The sequence below is a fragment of the Priestia sp. JNUCC 25 genome (genome assembly GCF_053667915.1).
Map to the genome: position 1 here is coordinate 2,280,148 of NZ_CM132211.1, position 20,718 is coordinate 2,300,865.

At 38.4% G+C, this 20,718-nt stretch carries 21 protein-coding genes; 16 read left to right on the forward strand and 5 right to left on the reverse strand.

Annotated features, from left to right (window positions below; all coding sequences use genetic code 11):
- Positions 1 to 13: 13 nt before the first annotated feature.
- A complete protein-coding gene (locus tag JNUCC25_RS11550; RefSeq protein WP_013056973.1) occupies positions 14 to 592 on the reverse strand; it encodes a DedA family protein in 579 nt (192 codons plus the stop codon).
- A gap of 164 nt (positions 593 to 756) precedes the next feature.
- Here JNUCC25_RS11550 and JNUCC25_RS11555 point away from each other — a divergent pair, with 164 nt between their 5' ends.
- Both JNUCC25_RS11555 and JNUCC25_RS11560 read left to right on the forward strand, forming a co-directional pair.
- Positions 757 to 1,965 carry a DNA polymerase IV gene (locus JNUCC25_RS11555; protein WP_454223266.1) on the forward strand — a complete coding sequence of 403 codons (1,209 nt, stop codon included), beginning with the start codon at positions 757 to 759 and terminating at the stop codon, positions 1,963 to 1,965.
- 156 nt (positions 1,966 to 2,121) lie between these two features.
- Positions 2,122 to 2,541 (forward strand): organic hydroperoxide resistance protein, encoded by a 420-nt coding sequence (locus JNUCC25_RS11560; RefSeq protein WP_013056975.1) that lies wholly within the window; start codon positions 2,122 to 2,124, stop codon positions 2,539 to 2,541.
- A gap of 62 nt (positions 2,542 to 2,603) precedes the next feature.
- On the opposite strand, the gene JNUCC25_RS11565 is transcribed toward JNUCC25_RS11560, so the two are convergent.
- Positions 2,604 to 3,053: a MarR family winged helix-turn-helix transcriptional regulator gene (locus tag JNUCC25_RS11565; RefSeq protein ID WP_013056976.1), complete on the reverse strand. Its 450-nt coding sequence runs from the start codon at positions 3,051 to 3,053 to the stop codon at positions 2,604 to 2,606.
- Between the two features lie 144 nt (positions 3,054 to 3,197).
- Here JNUCC25_RS11565 and JNUCC25_RS11570 point away from each other — a divergent pair, with 144 nt between their 5' ends.
- From JNUCC25_RS11570 to JNUCC25_RS11585, 4 genes are all read left to right on the forward strand, one after another.
- Positions 3,198 to 3,407 (forward strand): cold-shock protein, encoded by a 210-nt coding sequence (locus JNUCC25_RS11570; protein ID WP_013056977.1) that lies wholly within the window; start codon positions 3,198 to 3,200, stop codon positions 3,405 to 3,407.
- Positions 3,408 to 3,698: 291 nt separating this feature from the next.
- Positions 3,699 to 4,520, forward strand: coding sequence for an MBL fold metallo-hydrolase (locus JNUCC25_RS11575; protein WP_029321671.1), 822 nt, complete (start codon positions 3,699 to 3,701; stop codon positions 4,518 to 4,520).
- Positions 4,521 to 4,685: 165 nt separating this feature from the next.
- A complete protein-coding gene (locus tag JNUCC25_RS11580; protein WP_016764047.1) occupies positions 4,686 to 4,892 on the forward strand; it encodes a zinc ribbon domain-containing protein in 207 nt (68 codons plus the stop codon).
- 2 nt (positions 4,893 to 4,894) lie between these two features.
- The gene (locus JNUCC25_RS11585; RefSeq protein ID WP_029321673.1) at positions 4,895 to 5,371 is read left to right on the forward strand and encodes a GNAT family N-acetyltransferase; all 477 of its coding nucleotides are present in this window, start codon (positions 4,895 to 4,897) and stop codon (positions 5,369 to 5,371) included.
- A 20-nt stretch (positions 5,372 to 5,391) separates the two neighbouring features.
- Here the strand turns inward: JNUCC25_RS11585 and JNUCC25_RS11590 are convergent, their stop codons facing one another.
- Positions 5,392 to 6,399, reverse strand: coding sequence for a LysM peptidoglycan-binding and 3D domain-containing protein (locus tag JNUCC25_RS11590; protein WP_082888758.1), 1,008 nt, complete (start codon positions 6,397 to 6,399; stop codon positions 5,392 to 5,394).
- A 301-nt stretch (positions 6,400 to 6,700) separates the two neighbouring features.
- Here JNUCC25_RS11590 and JNUCC25_RS11595 point away from each other — a divergent pair, with 301 nt between their 5' ends.
- From JNUCC25_RS11595 to JNUCC25_RS11605, 3 genes are read left to right on the forward strand one after another with little or no spacing between them, the layout of a single operon-like run.
- On the forward strand, positions 6,701 to 9,235 hold the full coding sequence (locus tag JNUCC25_RS11595; RefSeq protein ID WP_029321677.1) for an AAA domain-containing protein: 2,535 nt from the start codon (positions 6,701 to 6,703) through the stop codon (positions 9,233 to 9,235).
- Between the two features lie 41 nt (positions 9,236 to 9,276).
- Positions 9,277 to 9,936, forward strand: a complete 660-nt coding sequence (locus JNUCC25_RS11600) for a cobalamin B12-binding domain-containing protein (RefSeq protein WP_263033223.1) — start codon at positions 9,277 to 9,279, stop codon at positions 9,934 to 9,936.
- Positions 9,933 to 10,553 carry a hypothetical protein gene (locus JNUCC25_RS11605; RefSeq protein ID WP_013056985.1) on the forward strand — a complete coding sequence of 207 codons (621 nt, stop codon included), beginning with the start codon at positions 9,933 to 9,935 and terminating at the stop codon, positions 10,551 to 10,553. The genes JNUCC25_RS11600 and JNUCC25_RS11605 overlap by 4 nt, the downstream gene beginning before the upstream one ends.
- Here the strand turns inward: JNUCC25_RS11605 and JNUCC25_RS11610 are convergent.
- On the reverse strand, positions 10,550 to 14,110 hold the full coding sequence (locus tag JNUCC25_RS11610) for a CheR family methyltransferase (protein ID WP_029321681.1): 3,561 nt from the start codon (positions 14,108 to 14,110) through the stop codon (positions 10,550 to 10,552). The two genes, JNUCC25_RS11605 and JNUCC25_RS11610, sit on opposite strands and share 4 nt — an antisense overlap.
- Positions 14,111 to 14,567: 457 nt before the next feature.
- Here JNUCC25_RS11610 and proC point away from each other — a divergent pair, with 457 nt between their 5' ends.
- The 5 genes from proC (at position 14,568) to JNUCC25_RS11635 (ending at position 18,936) form a co-directional block, all read left to right on the forward strand.
- A complete protein-coding gene (proC, locus tag JNUCC25_RS11615) occupies positions 14,568 to 15,410 on the forward strand; it encodes a pyrroline-5-carboxylate reductase (RefSeq protein WP_013056987.1) in 843 nt (280 codons plus the stop codon).
- An 87-nt stretch (positions 15,411 to 15,497) separates the two neighbouring features.
- A complete protein-coding gene (gene proB, locus JNUCC25_RS11620; protein ID WP_013056988.1) occupies positions 15,498 to 16,604 on the forward strand; it encodes a glutamate 5-kinase in 1,107 nt (368 codons plus the stop codon).
- Positions 16,605 to 16,718: 114 nt separating this feature from the next.
- Positions 16,719 to 17,981 carry a glutamate-5-semialdehyde dehydrogenase gene (locus tag JNUCC25_RS11625; protein WP_064471660.1) on the forward strand — a complete coding sequence of 421 codons (1,263 nt, stop codon included), beginning with the start codon at positions 16,719 to 16,721 and terminating at the stop codon, positions 17,979 to 17,981.
- A 356-nt stretch (positions 17,982 to 18,337) separates the two neighbouring features.
- Entirely contained in the window at positions 18,338 to 18,535 is a 198-nt protein-coding gene (locus JNUCC25_RS11630; protein ID WP_013056990.1) for a cold-shock protein, read from the forward strand.
- 38 nt (positions 18,536 to 18,573) lie between these two features.
- Positions 18,574 to 18,936 (forward strand): VOC family protein, encoded by a 363-nt coding sequence (locus JNUCC25_RS11635; RefSeq protein WP_013056991.1) that lies wholly within the window; start codon positions 18,574 to 18,576, stop codon positions 18,934 to 18,936.
- Positions 18,937 to 18,958: 22 nt separating this feature from the next.
- On the opposite strand, the gene JNUCC25_RS11640 is transcribed toward JNUCC25_RS11635, so the two are convergent.
- Positions 18,959 to 19,564, reverse strand: coding sequence for an RraA family protein (locus JNUCC25_RS11640; protein ID WP_064471661.1), 606 nt, complete (start codon positions 19,562 to 19,564; stop codon positions 18,959 to 18,961).
- A 405-nt stretch (positions 19,565 to 19,969) separates the two neighbouring features.
- Here JNUCC25_RS11640 and JNUCC25_RS11645 point away from each other — a divergent pair, with 405 nt between their 5' ends.
- Both JNUCC25_RS11645 and JNUCC25_RS11650 read left to right on the forward strand, forming a co-directional pair.
- Positions 19,970 to 20,425 (forward strand): hypothetical protein, encoded by a 456-nt coding sequence (locus JNUCC25_RS11645; protein WP_013056993.1) that lies wholly within the window; start codon positions 19,970 to 19,972, stop codon positions 20,423 to 20,425.
- The gene (locus tag JNUCC25_RS11650) at positions 20,413 to 20,712 is read left to right on the forward strand and encodes a YxcD family protein (protein ID WP_013056994.1); all 300 of its coding nucleotides are present in this window, start codon (positions 20,413 to 20,415) and stop codon (positions 20,710 to 20,712) included. Before JNUCC25_RS11645 ends, JNUCC25_RS11650 begins: the two co-directional genes overlap by 13 nt.
- The last annotated feature ends 6 nt before the right edge of the window (positions 20,713 to 20,718 follow it).

Here is a 20,718-nt window from a genome sequence, read left to right on the forward strand (position 1 = left end):
CTTTTTACACAAACTACTGCTGTTTTTTTCGTATTTTTCTTCTTTGGACGGCATAGATAATCAAACTGATCGCACAAAAAGCTAAAGTGATCTCAATCACATCAGTATAAGAAGATGTCGTATTAAAAAAGGAACCGAAAATAAATAAAGCGAGCGTCCAAATAAAACCGAAGGAAAATGAGACTTTAATATAATGCCGATGCTTCATTCCGCTTGCTCCGAGAAAAAAAGGCATCACATGTCGCATTCCTGGTAAAAAGTAGCTTGCGATGATGGCGTGAGATCCATATTCTTGAATCGTTCGCTCAACTTTCATGACATTCTTTTCCCATCGCGGGCGTTTTAATAGCGCAAGCGCCTGAGCTGAAAAAAGACTGGCTATCAAAAACTTAAGATACAAGCTAATCATCATGCCGCTGTAGGTAAGTATAAAAGCTGGAATATACTGAACGGATGGAGACGTAGCCTGGCTGCCTGCAAGCATAATATATACCGGGTCAGGAATAGGAGTAAGGTTGGCTCCGACTAAAATGATAAAAAAGAAATATCCGTAGCCTAATTGGTTAATGGCTCCGATAAGCTGATCAATCACGTTTTCTTCCTCCTTTCTTCATTAGAATACGAGAGAGTGACACACAGTGTTCGCTCAAAATAAAAATAAAGTATAGGTGCGCACAATTTAGGAAAAAAGAGTTATAATAAATAAGAATGTACGTTCTTCTTTCGGGGATTAATTATACAGAAAGAGGTGATAGTATGAAAATGATGTACCCTAAAAACGGCAAAGTTATTCTTCATATTGATGCCAATGCTTTTTATGCATCTGTTGAAACCGCACATGATCATACGCTCAAAGATAAGCCTCTTGCTATTGCTGGCAATCCAAAGGAACGAAGAGGAATTGTTGTAACCTGTAACTATATTGCTCGTAAACGCGGAGTATATGCGCCTATGCCTCTTTGGGAAGCGAAAAGAAAATGCCCCGAGCTGGTTGTTATAAAACCTAATTTTCCATTATATCGCCAAATGTCCAAAAACATGTTTGATTATTTAGTAACCATTTCACCTCTTTTAGAGCCCGCTTCAATTGATGAAGGCTATTTGGATATTACAAACTGTGCTGAATTAGGCTCTCCTCTTGACATAGCAAAGTCCATTCAGCAGCATTTAATACAGACGCTGCAAATTCCTGTGTCAATTGGAATCGCGCCGAATAAATTTTTAGCCAAAACGGCAAGTGATATGCAAAAACCTTTAGGGATTACCGTCCTTCGAAAAAGAGATGTCCAAACAGTTCTTTGGCCAAAAGCCGTAGAGGAAATGCACGGAATCGGTAAAAAAACAGCTGAGAAGCTAAATGCGATTAAGATCGTGACCATCGGTGATCTAGCAAAAGCCGCTCCCGGTCTTCTTAAACAAACTCTCGGAATAAAAGGAGAAGTTATGAAAGAACGAGCATGGGGCCAAGATGATCGACAGGTGAACCCTGATCGCCAATCACAGTTTAAATCTATTGGAAACTCTACGACGCTATCTCAAAATGCAGTAGATGAACATGAAGTTCTCCCTATTTTAAATAAACTATCGCATTCTGTAAGCTCTCGTATGAAAGCGAAAAAAGTTGTAAGCAAAACGATTCAACTAACGATACGATACAGTGATTTTAAAACCATTACTCGAAGCCAAACTATTTCAAAAGCAATTAGCGAGCCAAATGATCTTTTTCATTACAGTGGGGTATTATTTCAAAAGCATTGGAACGGAGAACCAATTCGTTTATTAGGCGTAGCTGCTCTTCAAGTGAGCCAACATGTTCAGGAAGAAGAACAGTTAGATTTGTTTACATATGGAGAGCAAGCAAAAAAAGAGCCTTTATACAAAGCGGTCGAAAGTTTGCGTGAAAAATATGGAGATAACATTATTCAAAGCGGTTTAAAAAAACAAAGAGGAAAAAAAGAGAGGTAACTCTCTTTTTTTGTATAAAATAATAGGTTTACACTCATTATAGAAGGGGGAATACATTACTATCACGGTAATCAAAGTGATTACAAAATGAATTTGATTGCGACTTTTTTGATTGTCTGCAATGAAATTACATATAATAATCTATGAGGTGATCTTATGTCAGACGTACTATTTACATCTAAAGCAACAGCGGTAGGAGGCCGAGATGGTCGAGTCAAATCAGATGATGGTATTATTGATTTAACCCTTGTAAATCCTTCTCCAAATAACAAAGAAGAAGGAACAAATCCCGAGCAGCTGTTTGCAGCAGGATATTCTGCTTGTTTTGACGGTGCTTTAAATTTAATTGCTAAGAAACAAAAAAAAGACATTGATTCGTCTATTACTGCAGAGGTAAGTCTACTAAAAGACCACACTGATGATGGCTTTAAAATTGGAGTGGTGTTAAACGCTCATATTAAAGGCGTTTCACAAGAAGTAGCTGAGAAGCTAGTAGAAGATGCACATCAATTCTGCCCGTATTCTAAAGCAACGCGTGGAAATGTTAACGTAACGTTAAATACAACGGCTGAGTAAATAAAAAACGCCTGGATTTCTCTTGAATCCAGGCGTTTTTTTTATGTGCAATTTTATATGGTCTATTTTTGATTGTACGTATGCAGTGATTGCAATAACTCCTGCAGCGTTTCTTTCAGCTTTTCTAATTCTCTCTGTGACTTATTCGTCATACTAAAAACTTCTTCTGGAATATGACAAGCTTTATCACGTAATTTTTTTCCTTTTTCGGTTAAACTAATAAAAACAACGCGTTCATCTTCATGAGAACGCTGACGAATCACTAATTCTTGATCCTGCATTCTTTTTAGCATAGGAGTAAGGGTGCCTGAATCCAAATACAGAAGTTCGCCCATTTTTTTCACGCTGAGTGTTTCATGTTCCCATAAAACAAGAAGGGCTAAATACTGCGGATAGGTTACTCCTAATTTATCGAGCAGCGGCTTGTAAACCTTTGTAATTTCTCGAGACGTGGCGTAAATTGAGAAACAAAGCTGATTTTCCAGCTGCAGCTGCTTATAAAGTTGTTCCATTCATGTTGCCTCCAGTCTATTGCTTTTTATTCAATTATACACAATTAAATAGTGGTGTCCAATAACGCCGGATGAAAAAGTAATCAAGCTGTAAATAAAAAATGGGAATTTTACATATACTAAGAAAAAAAGGGAGCTGTGTACATGTATTTTGCAAAAAAAGCCGTAGAAGAAGAAGTAGATCAAATGATGGATACGACTGTATATGCGTGTCAATCTGAATCATGTAATGGGTGGATGAGAGAAGATTTTGTTACAGTTGATTATAACTGTCCGATGTGCGGAACAGAAATGTCGCAGGAAGTACGCGAGCTGCCGAAAATTAAGTACGATCATCAATTTTATAATAAATAAAAAAAGAAGCAACTGCTTCTTTTTTTATTTTTCACTAAAATTTCATTAAGCTGCGCTAGACTAAGAACCAACATACGATGAAGGTGAGGAATATCAGAATGAATCAAGGGAACTTTTTGAAAGGTTTATTTTGGGGAACCTTATTTAGTATTCCTATTTGGATTTCATTGTTTGGCTGGTTCCGCATTTTATCACATCTTGCATAGTTTCGTTTTATAAACCGTCATACGCGCCCTTATCTTTCTATTTCCGCTATAATAAAGGTGATAGAAAAAATAAGGAGCTGTTCTCATGATTCAATATAAAACGGAGCAAATGACGGTTTTTGAAAGCGCGCTATTTCAAACAACATCTGCAGTAATCGAAACAAAAAACTGTGTCATTGTTGTTGATCCAACATGGCTTCCTCACGAAATTAATGAAATTAAGCAGCATGTTCAAGAGATCTTAAATCATCGCAAACTGTATGTGTTTTTTACTCACGGAGATTTTGATCACGTCATTGGGTATGGCGCTTTCTTAGAATTAAATGCCACCTTTATCGGCAGCAAATTTTTAGAACATCACCCGGACAAAGAAGAAAAAGTTCAAATGATTAAGCAGTTTGATCATGACTATTATATAAAAAGATCTCATGATATTATATTCCCAGAGTTAGATATTGTTGTAACCGAAAATGAACAGCATATTACTTTAGGCGAAACATCCATTACCTGTTATTTTGCAAAAGGTCATACAAACGATGGCCTATTTATGATTGTCGATGATTCGATATGGATTGCAGGGGATTATTTATCGGATTTTGAATATCCGTACATATATGAAAGTGTAAAAGATTACCGCGACACGCTTGCCACTGCGCGACACATTTTAGCTAATTACCAAAATCTAACGCTAGTTCCCGGGCACGGGAAAACGACACATCACCGAGTTGAAATTCAAAGACGAGTGGAGATGGCCAGCTCTTATTTAGATGAACTGCAAGCGGCAGTGAAAGAAAACAGTAAAGAAGCGCTCGATAAGCTAAATGATAAACTGGCGTTTCCCTCTGATTTCACCGCACAATGTCATCAAAAAAACGTTGAAATTATGAAAAGAGAAATGCTGTCATAGAAATCGAGTGTACAGTTAGAACGTTGATATTAAAAGTAAGAAACCGCATCTTCTGTTGGAGATGCGGTTTCTTACTTTCCTTTATTTATCAATTAAATGAAACTTTTTCCTTTTCTGTCCGTTTATATAAATAAGAAATTATTTTATTTATAAAGGAGTATGACAATGGGGAAAAACGGTTGTGTAAAATGCGGACATACAGAAGCAAAAACAAAAGAAATTGCTACAACGGGAACGGGGCTGTCTAGATACTTAGACGTTCAGCACAATCAATTTACGGTGGTATATTGCACGAGCTGCGGGTATTCAGAGCTATATAATAAATCATCTTCAAGAGGCAGCAATATTATTGACTTATTTTTTGGAGGATGAAAATGAGTATCGACCTTATTGAAATCCACAAAGACAGGCGCGCTTCCTATTTGAACCTGCTATTAATAGGGGATGAAGACGAAAAAGTAGTGAAGTCGTATATAAATGAAGGTTCCTTATTTACCATTGTGTATGAAAAGAAGGAGATAGGGGTTGTGCAGTGCCTCACCGATGAAGAGGAATCGGCAGTAGAAGTAAAGAATATTGGTTTAAAAAAAGCATACAGAGGAAAAGGAATCGGCAGCAAAGTCATTAAAAAGTTAGAAGCATTGTATGAGTGTAACCATTATTCTAAAATGATTGTAGGAACAGCGGACTCCAGCCTTGAAAACATAGCATTTTATAAAAAGGCAGGCTTTTATCAAAGTGGTGTCAAAAAGAATTTCTTTTTGCAGTACGTTCCACCCATTTACGAGAATGGCTTGCAAGCTATCGATATGATTATGTTTGAAAAAAAATTAAAAAGCAGAAGCGACTAACACGCTTCTGCTTTTAGGGATTAATCTAAAATTTGAAGTTTTACCGTTTTGCGTCCCCAATTTAAAGCTGAGCTTTGAGATGCCATAAATAAATCAACGCGAGTACCTTTAATGGCACCACCAGTATCTCCAGCAATTGCTTCTCCGTAACCTTCTACGTATACGCGAGAACCTAATGGAATCACGCGAGGATCCACTGCAATTACTTTTCGATTAGGATTTGACCTTAGGTCGATGCCTGTAGCAGTGATTCCACTGCAGCCCGCACAGTAAGCAGTATAAGCTGTTGCTTCAACCGTAATCTCTTTTGAAACCGACTTGCTTTCTTGCGCTGGAGCAGGTGCCGGCGTTGAAGTTGACGGTGCTGAAGTTGACGGTGTTGATGGTTTCGCCTGAGCTGCAGCTTGTCCGCCTACTTGTAGCACTTGATTAATGTAAATCGTATTAGACGATAAGTTATTCCATTGTTTTAATTGAGAAATTGAAATGCCGTGGCGCTGTGCTATGCTCCACATTGTATCTCCAGGCTGAACTTTGTAACTTTTACTGGGAGCCGGGGATGCTTGCGTTTCGTTTGTTTTTTCTTGTACAGGTGCTGAAGGTGATGATGAAACAGTTCCTGTTCCGCTTATTTTTAGTACTTGATTCACATAAATTAAATGACTAGATAAGTTATTCCACTCTTTTAGCTGCTGTACAGAAGTACCGTTGTTTTTAGCGATACGATAAAGCGTGTCGCCTGATTTTACTGTATATGTATGATTTGAAGATGTCGTAGTTGGAGTTGAACTAGATGGAGAGTCAGTAGATGTAGATCCAATTTGTAATGTTTGGTTTGCATAAATTAATGTGGAAGAAAGACCGTTCCACTTTTTTAAGTCTTCAACTGTTACATTATGCTGCTGTGAGATGCTGAATAACGTTTCTCCAGCTTTTACTTTATGCGTGTCTGTGTCAGCAGATGCTGCGTCTGCAATTCCAATTGATACTAAAGCTGTGGCCCCTAATGTAAAAATGTGTTTTTTCATCTAATATTTCTCCTTTATTTCCAATAGTTGTCTCTTATTCTATCAGCAATATGTAACAAACTCATGACAAAATGGTGGGTTTTATATTACAAGTTTGTAACAATACGTCTAAAGATATAGAAAAAACGCGTTTTTTTTACGATTATGATGAAAAAAGTCTTAATTTGTCTATAGAGATAGAATAGTAAAAAAGGTATTCTACTTTTATAAAAATGAAAAGGAAAGAAGCTATGCTATATTCAAATGACATGATAGAATAGACAAGTTAGAAATGAACGGATAAAAAGGGAGTTAGACATCTATGGAAAAACGCTCTATCTCTTCATATTTAAAAGCATGGGTGCGCGCACTTTCAATTGAGATTAATTATATGAAGAAACACGGCGGAGAAAAGTATACGGTAGGAAAAGGAGAGTACTTAGGGCAGCAGGGAGATGCGTATCTTTACCGGTTTGAACGCACAGCCGATTTATACCTTTTTGATGGAGCTCAGGTACGCCTTGTCCACCAGCATAAAGAAAGTAAAGGAGAAGTTATCGGAACAGAAGGATTTGATTTGTACCTTAAAATAGATGCATTTATTGGACAAGAAGTAGACGAACTCGATATATATAACGAACCATGGGAATTATTGCAGGCTCTCATTGATAGACTCACGGAAGCAAAAGATTACAAGCAAAAAATAGTAAGAATCAAACGTCTTATGGGAGGTGATAGTCCTGTTCGTCATAAGGAGTATACGTCTAAGAACGCTCTTCATGAAGTGTTGCTGCGAGCACGTTATAACCGTACTACGTATATTTGGGGTCCTCCTGGAACTGGAAAAACATATACGCTATCCAAAATCGCGGCAAGCTATTACCGGAAATCAAAGCGGATCCTTTTATTATCTCACAGTAATGCAGCGGTGGACGGTTTGCTGCAAGAAACTGCGCGTCAGTTAAAAAAGAAAGAAGCTTGGAAAAAAGGAAAACTCATTCGATACGGAGCAACAAAAAGCAGCGGCTTAGAAAATATAAAAGTAGAAGAAGTCATTGGAGAAGATGATCCGGATTTAGCTCAGGAGATGCGTGATCTACAAGAAGAACGAGTTTACTTAAGCAGGTATCCCAATAGAGCTCACCAGCTTCAGCAAGTTAACAAAAAGCTAAACGCCCTTCGTAACAAGTGGATTGAAGCGGAGAAAAATGTTTTTGATCAAGCGTATATTGTAGGCACTACTTTATCAAAAGCGGCTATTGACCGATTACTTTATCAAAGTGAATTTGATATGGTTGTGGTAGATGAAATTAGCATGGCATATGCACCGCAAATTGCTTTTGCAGCTACGTTAGGAAAACGAATTGTCGTATGCGGCGATTTTAAACAGCTTCCCCCGGTATCTCAATCTTCTCATGCTGAAGTGAAGAAGTGGCTGCAGCGAGATTTATTTGAGCAGACGGGTCTTGTAGAGCAAGTAGAAAGCGGTGAGATACACCCGCATCTTTTTATGCTGACGAAGCAAAGAAGAATGCATAAAGATATCTCAGCTTTTACAAATCGCTATATTTACGGCAATCGAGTAGCAGATCATCCATCTGTCACAACAAGTCGAGAAGTGGTAGCAGGCAGCCGGCCGTTTGCTCATGAAGCAGCGTTTATGCTTAACATTGGTCATTTGCATTCTTCCGCTATGCGAGATGTCACTTCCGGCTCACGTTACAATGTGATAACGGCTGTTTTGGCGGTAAGTTTGATGCTGCGGGCACGCAAAGCTTCTTCAGCTACTCTTGGCTATGTAACTCCTTATAAGTCCCAAGCTAAATTGATCAACGCATTTCTTCAAGATATTGAACCAGCTAGCGGTATAATTGCAGCAACCGTACACAAATTTCAAGGCGCGGAACGAGATATCATGATTTTTGATACGGTCGATACAAAGCCGCAGTCAAAACCAGGGTTACTTTTAACAAATGAAAATAGCGATCGATTGGTAAATGTGGCGGTGACGCGTTCAAAAGGAAAATTTATTATGCTTTCAGACGAGTCGTTTGCCCAGCAGCGTGTACCAAAGGAGCGAGCGTTATGGAAGTTGGTCAACCACTTTAACGAAAATCAAAAAGTATACCAACCTCAGCAGTTTTTAAAAGAAGTCATTCAGCATCCTAAATTGATTTGGTACCATCCATCGAACAGCAATCAGTTAAAAAAAGACTTATATCAAGCTCGGCAGCAGATTTTGTTGTGTATTCCTTATGCTTCCCTCGTTCCTCAAGAAATACGGGATGTGTTAAATTCGTTTAAAGGTGAAGTGACCGTTCTTACTCGTGAACCAACAGAAGTTCGAATTGACGGTGCTCATGTCATTTCATCTGCTGTTCCGATGTCACTGCTTATCATCGATGAATCCACTATATGGATCAATATGCCTTATGGCGGAAAGAATGAAGCATTTATGGCAGCTAGAATTGAATCAAAGCTAGGCGCTAAACAGCTTATTCGGTCAATTGACTTTACCGAAGATAAAACAAGAAATCAAGAAACGAAAATGTATATAGAAACAAATAAACCACAATATTCTTTGAACAATTACCTTCGCAGCTGGGATCGCTGTGAATCTTGTCAGCATATGCGAGAAGTAGAGATAACAAAAAAAGGAAAAGTAAGGTTTATTTGCTATTATTGCGGGAAAACAAGTGGGGCAACACGTTTATTAGTGGAAAAATATTTAAACTACGTACATGCTGTATGTAAAGCATGCAAGCAGCCAATGAACGTAGAGTATGATGAAAATAAAGGCGTCTACGCATGTTGTCCATCGTGCAAAAAGGAAGTTTTGCCTAGAGATTTATTGTAACTTTAGGAAAAGGGCGTGATCTTATCGTTTATTCTCGTAATATAGCGGCTTTAGCTGATTGTTTGCTAGAAGGAAACGTTCAAAAAAGCTGGTTGCTCATTGCTATATATATAGAAGAAGGCCATTCTTCAACTGACGTATACACGTTTCTGACAGAAGCAATGTACGAGATAGGGAAAAGGTGGCAAGAAAATAAAATTTCAGTCGCGGACGAGCATCTGGCTACTGCAACCTGTGACTATGTGTTAACTCGCTTTCAGCTGTCACAGCATCAATTGCTTCAGCGCCATCGAGCACTTCTTTTTTGCATTGAAGGAGAAGAGCATTACTTAGGTATTAAAATGATTGCAGGACTTATGAGAGAACAGGGATGGGAAGTTAAAAATTTAGGAGCAAACTTGCCGCTGCCGTTTGCTCTAAAAAGCATTGAAAGAAGGGACCCTGATGTAGTGTGCTTATCTGTCTCACAAGTGCATTTGCTGCCTGATTTACAAAAATACATTGCTGAGATTGAAAACATGCCGCAAAGTCCTCTTGTATTAGTGGGCAGCAGGCTTCTCAACAAGCACGATTTGTCGGCTTCAGGATCTTCAAGAACCATATTCATTAATCATATTCAAGCTTTTAAAGACTGGCTTCTAATCAACAATAAAGAAAGTTCGACGCAAGATAAAATGTTAGCAATGGGGGAAGAAATATGATCAGTTTGCCGATTCAACACATTCCGGTTCCAATGTTTTTACTCAATAAAGACAACGAAATAATTGAATTTACACCAAGCGTCACGAAAAATTTCCCGCCTGTTCAGAACTTTTTAGATCTAGTTGATGAAGACAGCCAAGAAAAAGTAAAAAGAGCACTCCAGGGAAAGGAAGAAGTGCAAATCGAAGTAAATATGCGCACGTTTTCTAACCCGGTTGCTCTTTTTGATTTTCATTTTAAGCCTGAAGCCTATCATTCGCTGCACGCTGTTTTCTGCTATCCTATTCATGAGCATATGACGAGTGTTCAATCAACTCTTCAACAGTTTCGCTCTATGCTTATGCAAGACTCATCACAAGTGAACCAAGATTTTTCAGTCAGGGAAACAGATGTAGAAACGGCGAAAAAAATGCAACTAGTTGATCTTCAGCGTCATTTTCGAGAAATGAAAACAAATGTGCTAACCATTCAAGACCTCCTAAGTATTATCCGCTCCGACGTAATTGAAGCAGGAAAAGGAGAATATATTGAATTGGTCTCTACACATTTGTTTGACATCCAAGATGTAATTAATCAGGAGCTTGAATGTTTAAGGCAGAAGAACAAAGTACATTAAGAAAGCGGCAATCGGATTTCTACCGTTGTTCCTTTTCCTTCTTCACTATCATACGAAATGCTTCCTTTATGATTACTAATGATTTTGTGACTCACCATCAATCCTAATCCTGTTCCTTTTTCTTTTGTTGTATAGAAAGGCTCGCTAATTCGTGTTAATCGATCTTTCGGCATGCCTTTTCCTTCATCTATCACTTGGACGACTACTTGATTTGTATCTGGATCAAATTTAGATACCACCAGAATAGACCCGGGGTCATCCATCGCTTCAATAGAATTTTTCACCATGTTGATAAATACTTGTTTCATATCTTTTTCAATACAATGAACAACAGGTAATTTTTCTTCAAAATCTGTTGAAATAGTAATGTTTTTAAGAATGGCCTGTGTATGCAGCAGCGTACATACGTCCTGAAGAATTAAATTTATCTGTTTATTTTCATATTTTACGACTTCGGGTTTGGCTAGAATGAGCAGTTCGCTAATGATCAGTTCTAAGCGGTTAAACTCGGACATCATGACATCCATATATTCTTTTTTATACGTTTCTTCTTGCATCATAAGCTGTAAAAAGCCCTTTAATGATGTAAGAGGGTTTCGTATTTCATGGGCAATGCCAGCAGCCAGCTGTCCAAGTGCTGACAGCATCTCTGAATTTTTGAGCATCATTTCCGACTGTTTGCGCTGTGAAATGTCTTCGCTTAACCCAATGTAATGGATGATTTCATCCTGATCATTTTTAACAGGCATTAAGGCTAACTGTTCCCAAACGGTTTCTCCGCCTTCTTGAACGTAGGAAATTTCTCCGTTCCATTTTTCTCCTCTGTATACTTCATTCCAAATCTTAGGGAATCTTTTAACCCCCAGCTTTTTTGTATATAAGTCATAAAGGTGTAAACCAAATACTTCCTGCGGCGCATGCTTTTGTTCCATGAACTTTTGATTAATGTACTTAATTTTACCTTGATGATCGGTAATAAAAATGCCCGTAGGACTGTGAGCAACTGCAAATGATGTAATAGCCAATTCTTCATTTGACCGTTTAATTTCTGTAATATTAATAAACGTAATAACTACACCGTTAATTAAATTCTCATTTGTACGATAAGGCATCATTTTCATGCTGTACCATTGGTTATCGTAGCTTTGAATTTCTTTTTGAAGGGTGTTATTTGTTCTTAAAACATGCATTGCGTCCTCGATTAGATGGTCATATCTAAAGTTATGCGAAATATGAAAGAAAGGTCTTCCGATATCTTGATGAAGAACGTTGATCACTGTTTTCGTTTCCGGCGTAAATAATTTAATATTCAGCTGCTCGTCTAAAAAGATGGTAGCAATAGTTGTGCTGATTAATAAATTATCGATATCGTTGTTTAAGTCCGTTAATTCTTCAATCTTTCGCTCATACTGGTTGTTAACACTAATTAACTCTTCATTAACAGACTGCAATTCTTCATTTGTGGACTGCAGCTCTTCGTTGGAAGCAATCAGTTCTTCATTCGTGGACTTTAGCTCCTCATTTGCTGTTTCTAGCTCTTCAATCGTCGTTTGCAAATGCTGCTGCGTATAATGAAGCTCTTGCTCTAAATCTACTACAAGCTCACTAATAGAGCTTGTTTGATTAAGAAACATGGGCTCTCCCTTATCAATAATGGCACTATCTGTCTGTTCATCAAACATAAGTAAGTAAAGAGAGTGATTTGTTGGAAGAGCAGATATCGTAATATTAAAGCGGCGCTGCACGTTGTTTATGACAAACTCAATGTGCTGACAGCATACGCTCATACCTTGCTCTTTTACGCGTTTAATAGCTGCTCCAATGGCTAAAGAGACGTGAACAGGAACCATTTTGAAAATTGTATAATTAATTTTCCCTACAGGAACGTTAATAAGCTGAGTCGCTTCTTTTGAACAAAATATTACTTCGTTGTATTCATTTAATACGAGACAAGGGCTCATAAAGTGATCAATCATTGACTGATACATCTCATCTAATTTAAGCGAAGGAAGAGGCTTATAAAGTTGACTTGGCAGCGGCACGCTAGAAAAATCACCTTCATGCAAGTTGGATTTTGAAAGATTAAAAGCTCCCGTAATTTGTCGGCTGGGCTGTCCGGAACGCTTAAATATTTTCCACTTACTGTTGATAGGGCGGAACAAATCAGACAAGTTTCCCGTTGTTTCGCTAGGGCCTAAAAAAAGTACGCCTTCTTCTGTCAAAGAAAAATGAAAAAGAGACAGAATGCGCTGCTGCAGTTCAGCTTGGAAGTAAATCATCATATTTCGGCAGCTAATTAAATCAACGTTTACAAAAGGCGAGTCTTTTCCTATATTATGGGGGGCAAAAACAATCATTTTGCGGATTGTTTTTTTTACTTGATAACTCCCGTGTTTTGTTTGCTCAAAATATTCATTAATCTGAGCTGCTGAGAAGGAATGAACTTCCGCTTCTTCATAAATACCTTGACTAGCTCTTTTGATTGCATGACGATCGATGTCCGTAGCAAAGATTCGGACATCGAAATAACGGTTGATTGTTGATAAGTAGTCATGAAGCAAAATAGCTAATGTATATGCTTCTTGACCAGTAGAACAACCTGCTACCCAGATGCGGATTTCATCTTCTTGACTATGAATCTTTCTTTCAACTAATTGAGGGATGACTTGTTCTTCAATAATAGAGAATGCTTCTTTATCTCTAAGAAATTGTGTCACTCCAATCAGCAAGTCTCGCTGCAGTTCGACGATTTCTTCGGCTTCTTTACATAAATAGTCCCGGTATTCTTCCATCGTTTGAGAGGGCGGATCGAGTAAAGCCATTCTCTTTTCAAGTCGTCGCAGCACCGTGTTTTTTTTGTACATAGAGAAGTCGATGCCTGTTTTCTTCTTTATTAATGAATAAATGTATTGCAGCGTTTCTTCATTATATGTAAATTCAGTTTGGCTGACATGCGTTTGCACAAGGTCAGGCATATCAGCAGGAGATAGAATATAATCAGCAAGGTGTGCATCAATAGCGCTTAGGGGCATATCTCTGTACTTTGCTGTGCTTTCATCTTGTACAAGTACAGTTCCGCCATACTCTCGTATCGTTTTTGCTCCTCCTGTTCCATCATTTCCTTTTCCCGATAAAATAATGGCTGTGCACCGGTGTTTTTTTGCAGCAGCCAGAGAATGAAAAAAGGCGTCAATCGGATACTTTACCTGATCATTTTCTTCATAAGGACGAAGGCGAAGAGTATGATCAACAACGGTCACATAATGATGGGGAGGATTTAAATAAATTGTGTCTTCTTGTAAAGTCATCCCGTCTTGTGTCAGTTTGATATTCATTCCTGTTTTTTTTGCTAAAAGTTCTGGCATAAAGCTTTTATATTTAGAGGAAAGGTGCTGCACAATAATAAACGCCATTCCATTTGGTGAAGGCATATTAGCGAAAAACTGCTCAATAGCTTCTAACCCTCCGGCAGAAGCGCCAATTCCCACAACGTGTAAATCCTGTTTCTCTATTCCTTCTGTAGACGATGGAACTGTAGAAAACGAGTTGTTCTTCATAATAGAACCTCCAATAATGTTTAGACACTTCGTAGATTAGATTGTATGTCGTTTTGTCTATTTTAATGTCGACAGCACAGCGTGGTTTACATCAAAAGTAAATTTTTTCAAAAAAAACCAAGATGCTGGTACATAGGTTCATTTTAGCAAACCTATTATATTGTTCAAATAACGTTTTCAAAATTCCTCTATTTTTTGCAAAAAAATTTAAAAGTCCAAACTATATAATATGCCCCGATTTTCTTTATATAAACGTATTTTTATAAAAAAAATCGTTTTTTTTTGCAGAAAAAAATATTTAAAAAAGTTTTGTTTACGCTTACATATGCATAACGTTATACGCTCAAGGAGGAAAAAAACGGTTAAATCCAACTTGACACTCTTTTTCAGCATGTTACTATAGGAACCGTTGAAAGAAACGAGAACAAAAATACGAACAAATGACAGGGGAGATTTGATGGATCAAAAACAAAAAGTTGCTTTTTTAGGTGCTGGATCAATGGCTGAAGCGATGATTTCCGGTATGGTCAATGCAAAGAAATTACCTGCTGAAAATATTATCGTAACAAATCGAAGCAATGATGCGCGACTGCATGAACTTGAAAATAGATATGGTATCACAGCAGTAAAGCGCAGCGAGCTGAAAACAGATGACATTGATGTTTTTATTCTAGCGATGAAGCCAAAAGGCGCTGAAGAGGCATTAAACGAATTAAAGCCTCAAATCAACAAAGACCAGCTTGTCCTATCTGTTCTTGCAGGGATTTCGTCTTCTTACATGGAAGAGTTATTGCATGATGAACAGCAGGTCATTCGAGTGATGCCGAATACATCAAGTATGATTCAGCAATCAGCAACGGCTATATCTCCAGGTCAATATGCTGCAATGGATGCTGTGCTAACAGCAAAAGAGCTGCTTTCTGCAATCGGAAAAGTATACGTGATTGATGAGCCACAAATGGACATTTTCACAGGAATTGCCGGAAGTGGACCCGCTTATTTTTATTTCCTTATGGAGCATATCGAAAAAGCAGCTAAAGAAGAAGGTCTCGATCCTGAGCTAGCACGTGAAATTGGCGCCCAAACCATTTACGGTGCAGCAAGAATGATGATGGAAAGAGATGAAACGCCGACGGAGCTTCGTGAAAATGTGACGTCTCCAAACGGTACAACAGCAGCTGGTTTAGACGCCTTAGCTAAACACGGCGGCGGAGAAGCAATGATGCAAGCAGTCAAAGGAGCATCAAAGCGTTCAAAAGAAATGAGTGCTCAACTACAAAAAGTGGCAAGTACTAATTAATTCGTCACTTATCTTCTTCGTGAATTCCTCACCACAAAAAATAAATCATAAACAAGAAAACATACAGAACACACTAGGAGTGATTTGATGAGTCCCGACAATAAGAAGCGGGTTGTAATTAAAATTGGAAGTAGTTCATTAACAAGTTCACACGGCGAAATCAGCAGACGGAAGCTCGAGCGCCTTGTCGATCAAGTCGTAGACTTAAAAGATAGCGGTCATGAAGTGCTGTTGGTTTCATCAGGAGCTGTAGCTGCAGGGTACCGCAAGCTTGGCTGCTTAGAGCGACCTAGCTCTTTACCTGAAAAACAAGCAGCTGCCTCAATCGGTCAAGGACTGTTAATGGAAGCTTATTCAGAACTGTTTCTATCACATGGATACGTTGCTTCTCAAATCTTAATTACAAGAGACGATTTTTCAGACGAAAATCGTTACAACAATGCACGAAATACAATTAACGTGCTGTTAGAACGCGGCATTGTGCCAATTGTCAATGAAAACGACACGGTAACCATCAATCGATTAAAATTTGGCGATAATGATACACTTTCAGCTAAAGTTGCTGGACTAGTAGATTCCGACCTGCTTATTATTTTATCGGATATCGATGGCTTATACAGCGCGGACCCTCGCCAGGATCCAAATGCAAAATTAGTTCCTCACGTAGGGGAAATCACGCAAGAAATCGAAGAATCTGCAGGAGATTCAGGAAGTTCAGTTGGAACAGGCGGTATGCGCTCGAAAATTGACGCGTTCAAAATCGCTATGGCGTCAGGAATTCCAGCATTTTTAGGAAGAGCCGGCGTGCCAAACATTTTAACACAAGCGGTTGACGGAGATGCAACAGGAACGTATTTTGAATCTGAAGATGATTCTGCGAACCTTAATCAGAAAAAGCAGTGGATTGCGTTTAACTCTGGTCCTGAAGGGGAAATAGTAGTCGAAGATGCGGCGAAACGTGCAATTATTGAAGATAAAGAGCCTTTACTTCGCGAGCATGTTAAATATATTAAAGGCCACTTTAGTGAACGAGCAGTTGTACGTATTCTAGATAAAGACGAAAATGAGCTGGCTCTTGGCGTGACAAATTATTCATCTGATGAACTTGCACTGAATGAGCCAATTGATCAACCGATTGTAGACAGCGAAGGTCTAGTGTGTCACTTAGAAATTCCAGTACCGGTCGGTTTGTAAGCAAACATGCTGTAAAGAAAAGGAGCCCTTCCTTTTCTTTGCATGATTGCATTTACCTCTTATGCCTCACACTTTAAAATCAAACAAAACTAAAACGAATCCAGGAGTGATTTGGTGTTACAAACAAATGAAAAGTATTCAGTAGAAGAACAAGCTATTTCAGCAAAAAAAGCAGCTAAGAAATTAAGTTTACTAACAACAGAACAAAAAAATGATGCGCTGTTAACGATTGCCTCTACACTTGAAAACAACACGGAGTATATTTTAAAAGCAAATGAAGTAGACTTAAAAAACGGTAAAGAAAAAGGGTTTGACGAAGCGCTGATGGATCGCCTTGCTCTTTCAGCGGAACGTGTAAAAGAATTTGCTAATGGCCTTCGTGAAGTTGCTGAGCTAGACGATCCAACAGGAGATATCTTATCAAGCTGGAAATTGGATAACGGTCTAGATGTAAAGCAAGTACGCGTGCCTCTTGGCGTTATCGGAATGATTTATGAAGCACGTCCAAACGTCACGGTAGATGCAACAGGGCTAGCGTTGAAATCTGGAAATGCCATTGTGTTAAAAGGCGGCTCTTCAGCTATTTCATCTAACCAAGCTATCGTGGACATTATTCATAAAGCTCTTGATGAAACGCCAATTCCTAAAGAAGCGGTACAGTTTATTTCAAGTACAGATCGTGCGGCTACGCAAGAATTATTTACAATGAAAGAGCATATTGACGTGCTAATTCCGCGCGGAGGGGCTTCATTGATTCAAGCGGTGGTCAATAACGCAACGGTTCCCGTGTTAGAAACGGGAGTCGGAAACTGCCATATTTATATCGATGAACAAGCTGACGTTAAGAAGGCTATTCCGATTCTGATTAATGCAAAAACAGATCGACCAGCGGTGTGTAACGCAGCAGAAACGGTTCTTGTACACAAGAACTGGCTCGATTCTCATAAAGAAGAATTGATTCAAGCATTCAATGATCATAATATTGAAGTATATGGTGACAAAGCGACAGTAGGTGAAATTCCTGGAGCAAAACCAGCGGCTGAAAAAGACTGGGCTGAAGAGTATTTGCGCTTAGCAATCGCAATGAAAGTAGTAGAGAGTGTGGATGAAGCGATTGACCATATCGAAACATATGGAACAAAACACTCTGAAGCCATCATTTCAGAAGATGAACAAGCCGTTTCACGCTTCATGTCTTTAGTGGATGCAGCGGCACTGTATCATAATGCATCTACGCGTTTTACTGACGGAGGAGCTTTAGGATTTGGAGCTGAAATTGGGATCTCAACTCAAAAGCTTCATGCACGCGGTCCAATGGGACTTCCTGCGCTTACGACAATTAAATACATTATGAGTGGAAACGGACAAACTCGATAAGAAAAAAAGCGAGCCTAATCATGTGCTCGCTTTTTTTTATGAAAAGCAAAATAAGTAAATGGAAGCTGATTTGTAAAAAAATATAAACTCTGTTATAATAGTAAAATATATAATTTTTGTGATCTTCATTTTTGTTCTTTTCAGACTATCCCGTTGTTTTAAGAAAAGCAACTGCTATCTGCTTTGTTATAACTTCATTTTTATTTTAGTCTTTCAAGACGCCGTATGTATTCCTCAAAGATTGATTTACGGATGTATAGTATCACTTTATCTTGCACCATTTACCACATTTACACGCTAAGTTAATCTTCATTTATTATCCACTTAAAAAGTACTGTTTAAAGGAGACGATGTGTATGTATAATCGTAAAAATTTAGAGCCGGCTGTTATTGAAGAAACAAAAGTTTGGGAATGTACATCAGATACGTGTAATTGCTGGGTTCGAGATAACTTTAAAAGCGGAGATCAGCCAACTTGTCCAATTTGCAAAAGCGAAATGAAGCAAGCTGTAAAAGAACTGCAGGTTATTCATAATCCTAGAGTCATTGATTAATAACTTTTAGGAAGACGTTTTTTGAAAGGGGTTTGTGGATGTTTCTAGGAATTGATCATGTTCAGCTTCTTGGTCCAGAAGGATGCGAGCAAGAAGCAAGAAATTTTTATGAAAATCTTTTAGGAATGAAAACTGTTCTTAAGCCGGAAAATTTAAGGCACAGAGGCGGCATATGGTTTCAATGTGGAACTCAAGAAGTGCATATCAGTATTCAAGATGACTACATACCTGCTAAAAAAGCGCATCCAGCTTTTGTCGTGGAAGATATCAAGACGCTTAGACGTAAGTTGGCACATTCGGGCTGCGTTCTTTCTGAAGAAGAGCCTATTGCAGGGAGAGAGCGTTTTTTTGTCCACGACCCGTTCGGAAATCGATTAGAATTTTTACAATATGACAAATAAAAGACCTCCAAGCGGAGGTCTTTTATTTTAAGGCGTTATCTAAATACGTATATACCGTTTCTTTGCTAACTAATACTTCATTTTCTCTGTCTTTATCTTTTTGCCACTTTTCCTGTGCTTTTGCTAATACTTCTTCGACTTCCTCCTTTGGAATGACAATGACTCCACCGTCGTCACCTGCAATAAGATCCCCAGGACGGATCTTCACGCCCCCGCAGGAAATGATCTCGTTTACCTTTCCTTTTTCTTTTTTGCTGCTTGCTGCGATCGTAGAGCCCTTACAAAATACAGGGAAATTAAGCTTTTCCATGTCTTCCTGATCTCGTATAACACCATCTAGTACAATACCGCTTATTCCAACAAGCTTCGCCATGGCTACTACGAAATCTCCTGCTAAGGCACGGTTACAGTAGCTTTTTCCATCAATGACGAGCACGCTTCCGGGCTCCGCTAGTCGAATCGCTTCAAGCACTGAGTAATTATTACCAGCAGGCGTATCTACGGTAAGAGCCGGCCCAAATAGTTTGTAATGACGCTGCAATGGCTTAATAGAAAAGTCTAAGTGGTTTGCACCTTCCATTGCATCTGATAAATTTGCTGTTGATAATGGGAGCTGTTCATTCAACATCGTATCTCTCCTTTTTAACTTTAGTCTATCTATACATATTCATATAAGAGAAAGCTCTTATTTATGAAAGGGCAAGTAGATAACGTGAAGCATTGACCATCAATTAACTGCAAATGTACAGCGTTAGAAGCTTCCAAAGCCAATTTTTAATGAATTTTATTATATCTTTGAGGCACTGTTTCTCGTATGGTATTCGTCATATAAGCACCTATATCCTTTAATTAGTAATAAAGGCGAAGGTAGCAAAATACATGCAAAAGTTTAATCCTATGAACATTTGATGGAGCTTGATGCATTTTTATATAAAAAAGTGAAACCTTTTGGTATGATGAAACGTAGGAACATATATGGAAATCATATATGAAAAAACATATGTGACGTTAGTCATTTAGTGGAGGGAAAACAATGGTAAAAAAATTATTGGCCGCATTTATTGCATTAGCGGTTGTGTTTTCACCAGTCGGTGGATCACTTATTCATGACGGTTCAAACGTAGCAAGCGCAAAAGGGTATAAATCAGGAAAGCGCTCTTTTGACAGCGGAAGCAATAACCAATCAAGCTTATTTAAAAACAATAACAGTAATTCAGTTAAGCAAAACAATACGTCTAAAAATTCATCATCTAAGAGTACAGCGGCTAGCTCAAAGCGTGGCGGCTTAATGAAAGGTCTTTTAATGGGAGGAATTGCGGGCTTATTATTCGGAAGCTTACTATCTAGCTTAGGACCATTAGGCCCAATTTTAGGCTTTATGGTAAACATGCTTGTGATTGTAGCTTTAATTCTTCTTGTAGTAAAGTTATTCCAAAGCGTACGTAGCAACAAGCGTAAAAATGAGGAAGTGAAATCTTGGAGACAATAAAAATTTCTGAACAAGATATTATCAATGCGATGTGTTTGTATATCGCGGAAAAAAAACAAGTTCAGCCTCAAGAAGTAGAGATTGAGCTAATGTATGATGATGACTACGGTTTTTCAGCAGAGTCATACGTACATGATCGTAAGCAGGTTCATATTACTTTGAACATTATTGAAGCGCTGCGCTTTTGGCTGGATACGGAAATGAACGTAGACCCATACGCAGCAGGACTAGAACTGGAATTAGACGACGAAGAAGGTATTATCGCTTTTGCTAAATTAAGTCGATAAAGAAAT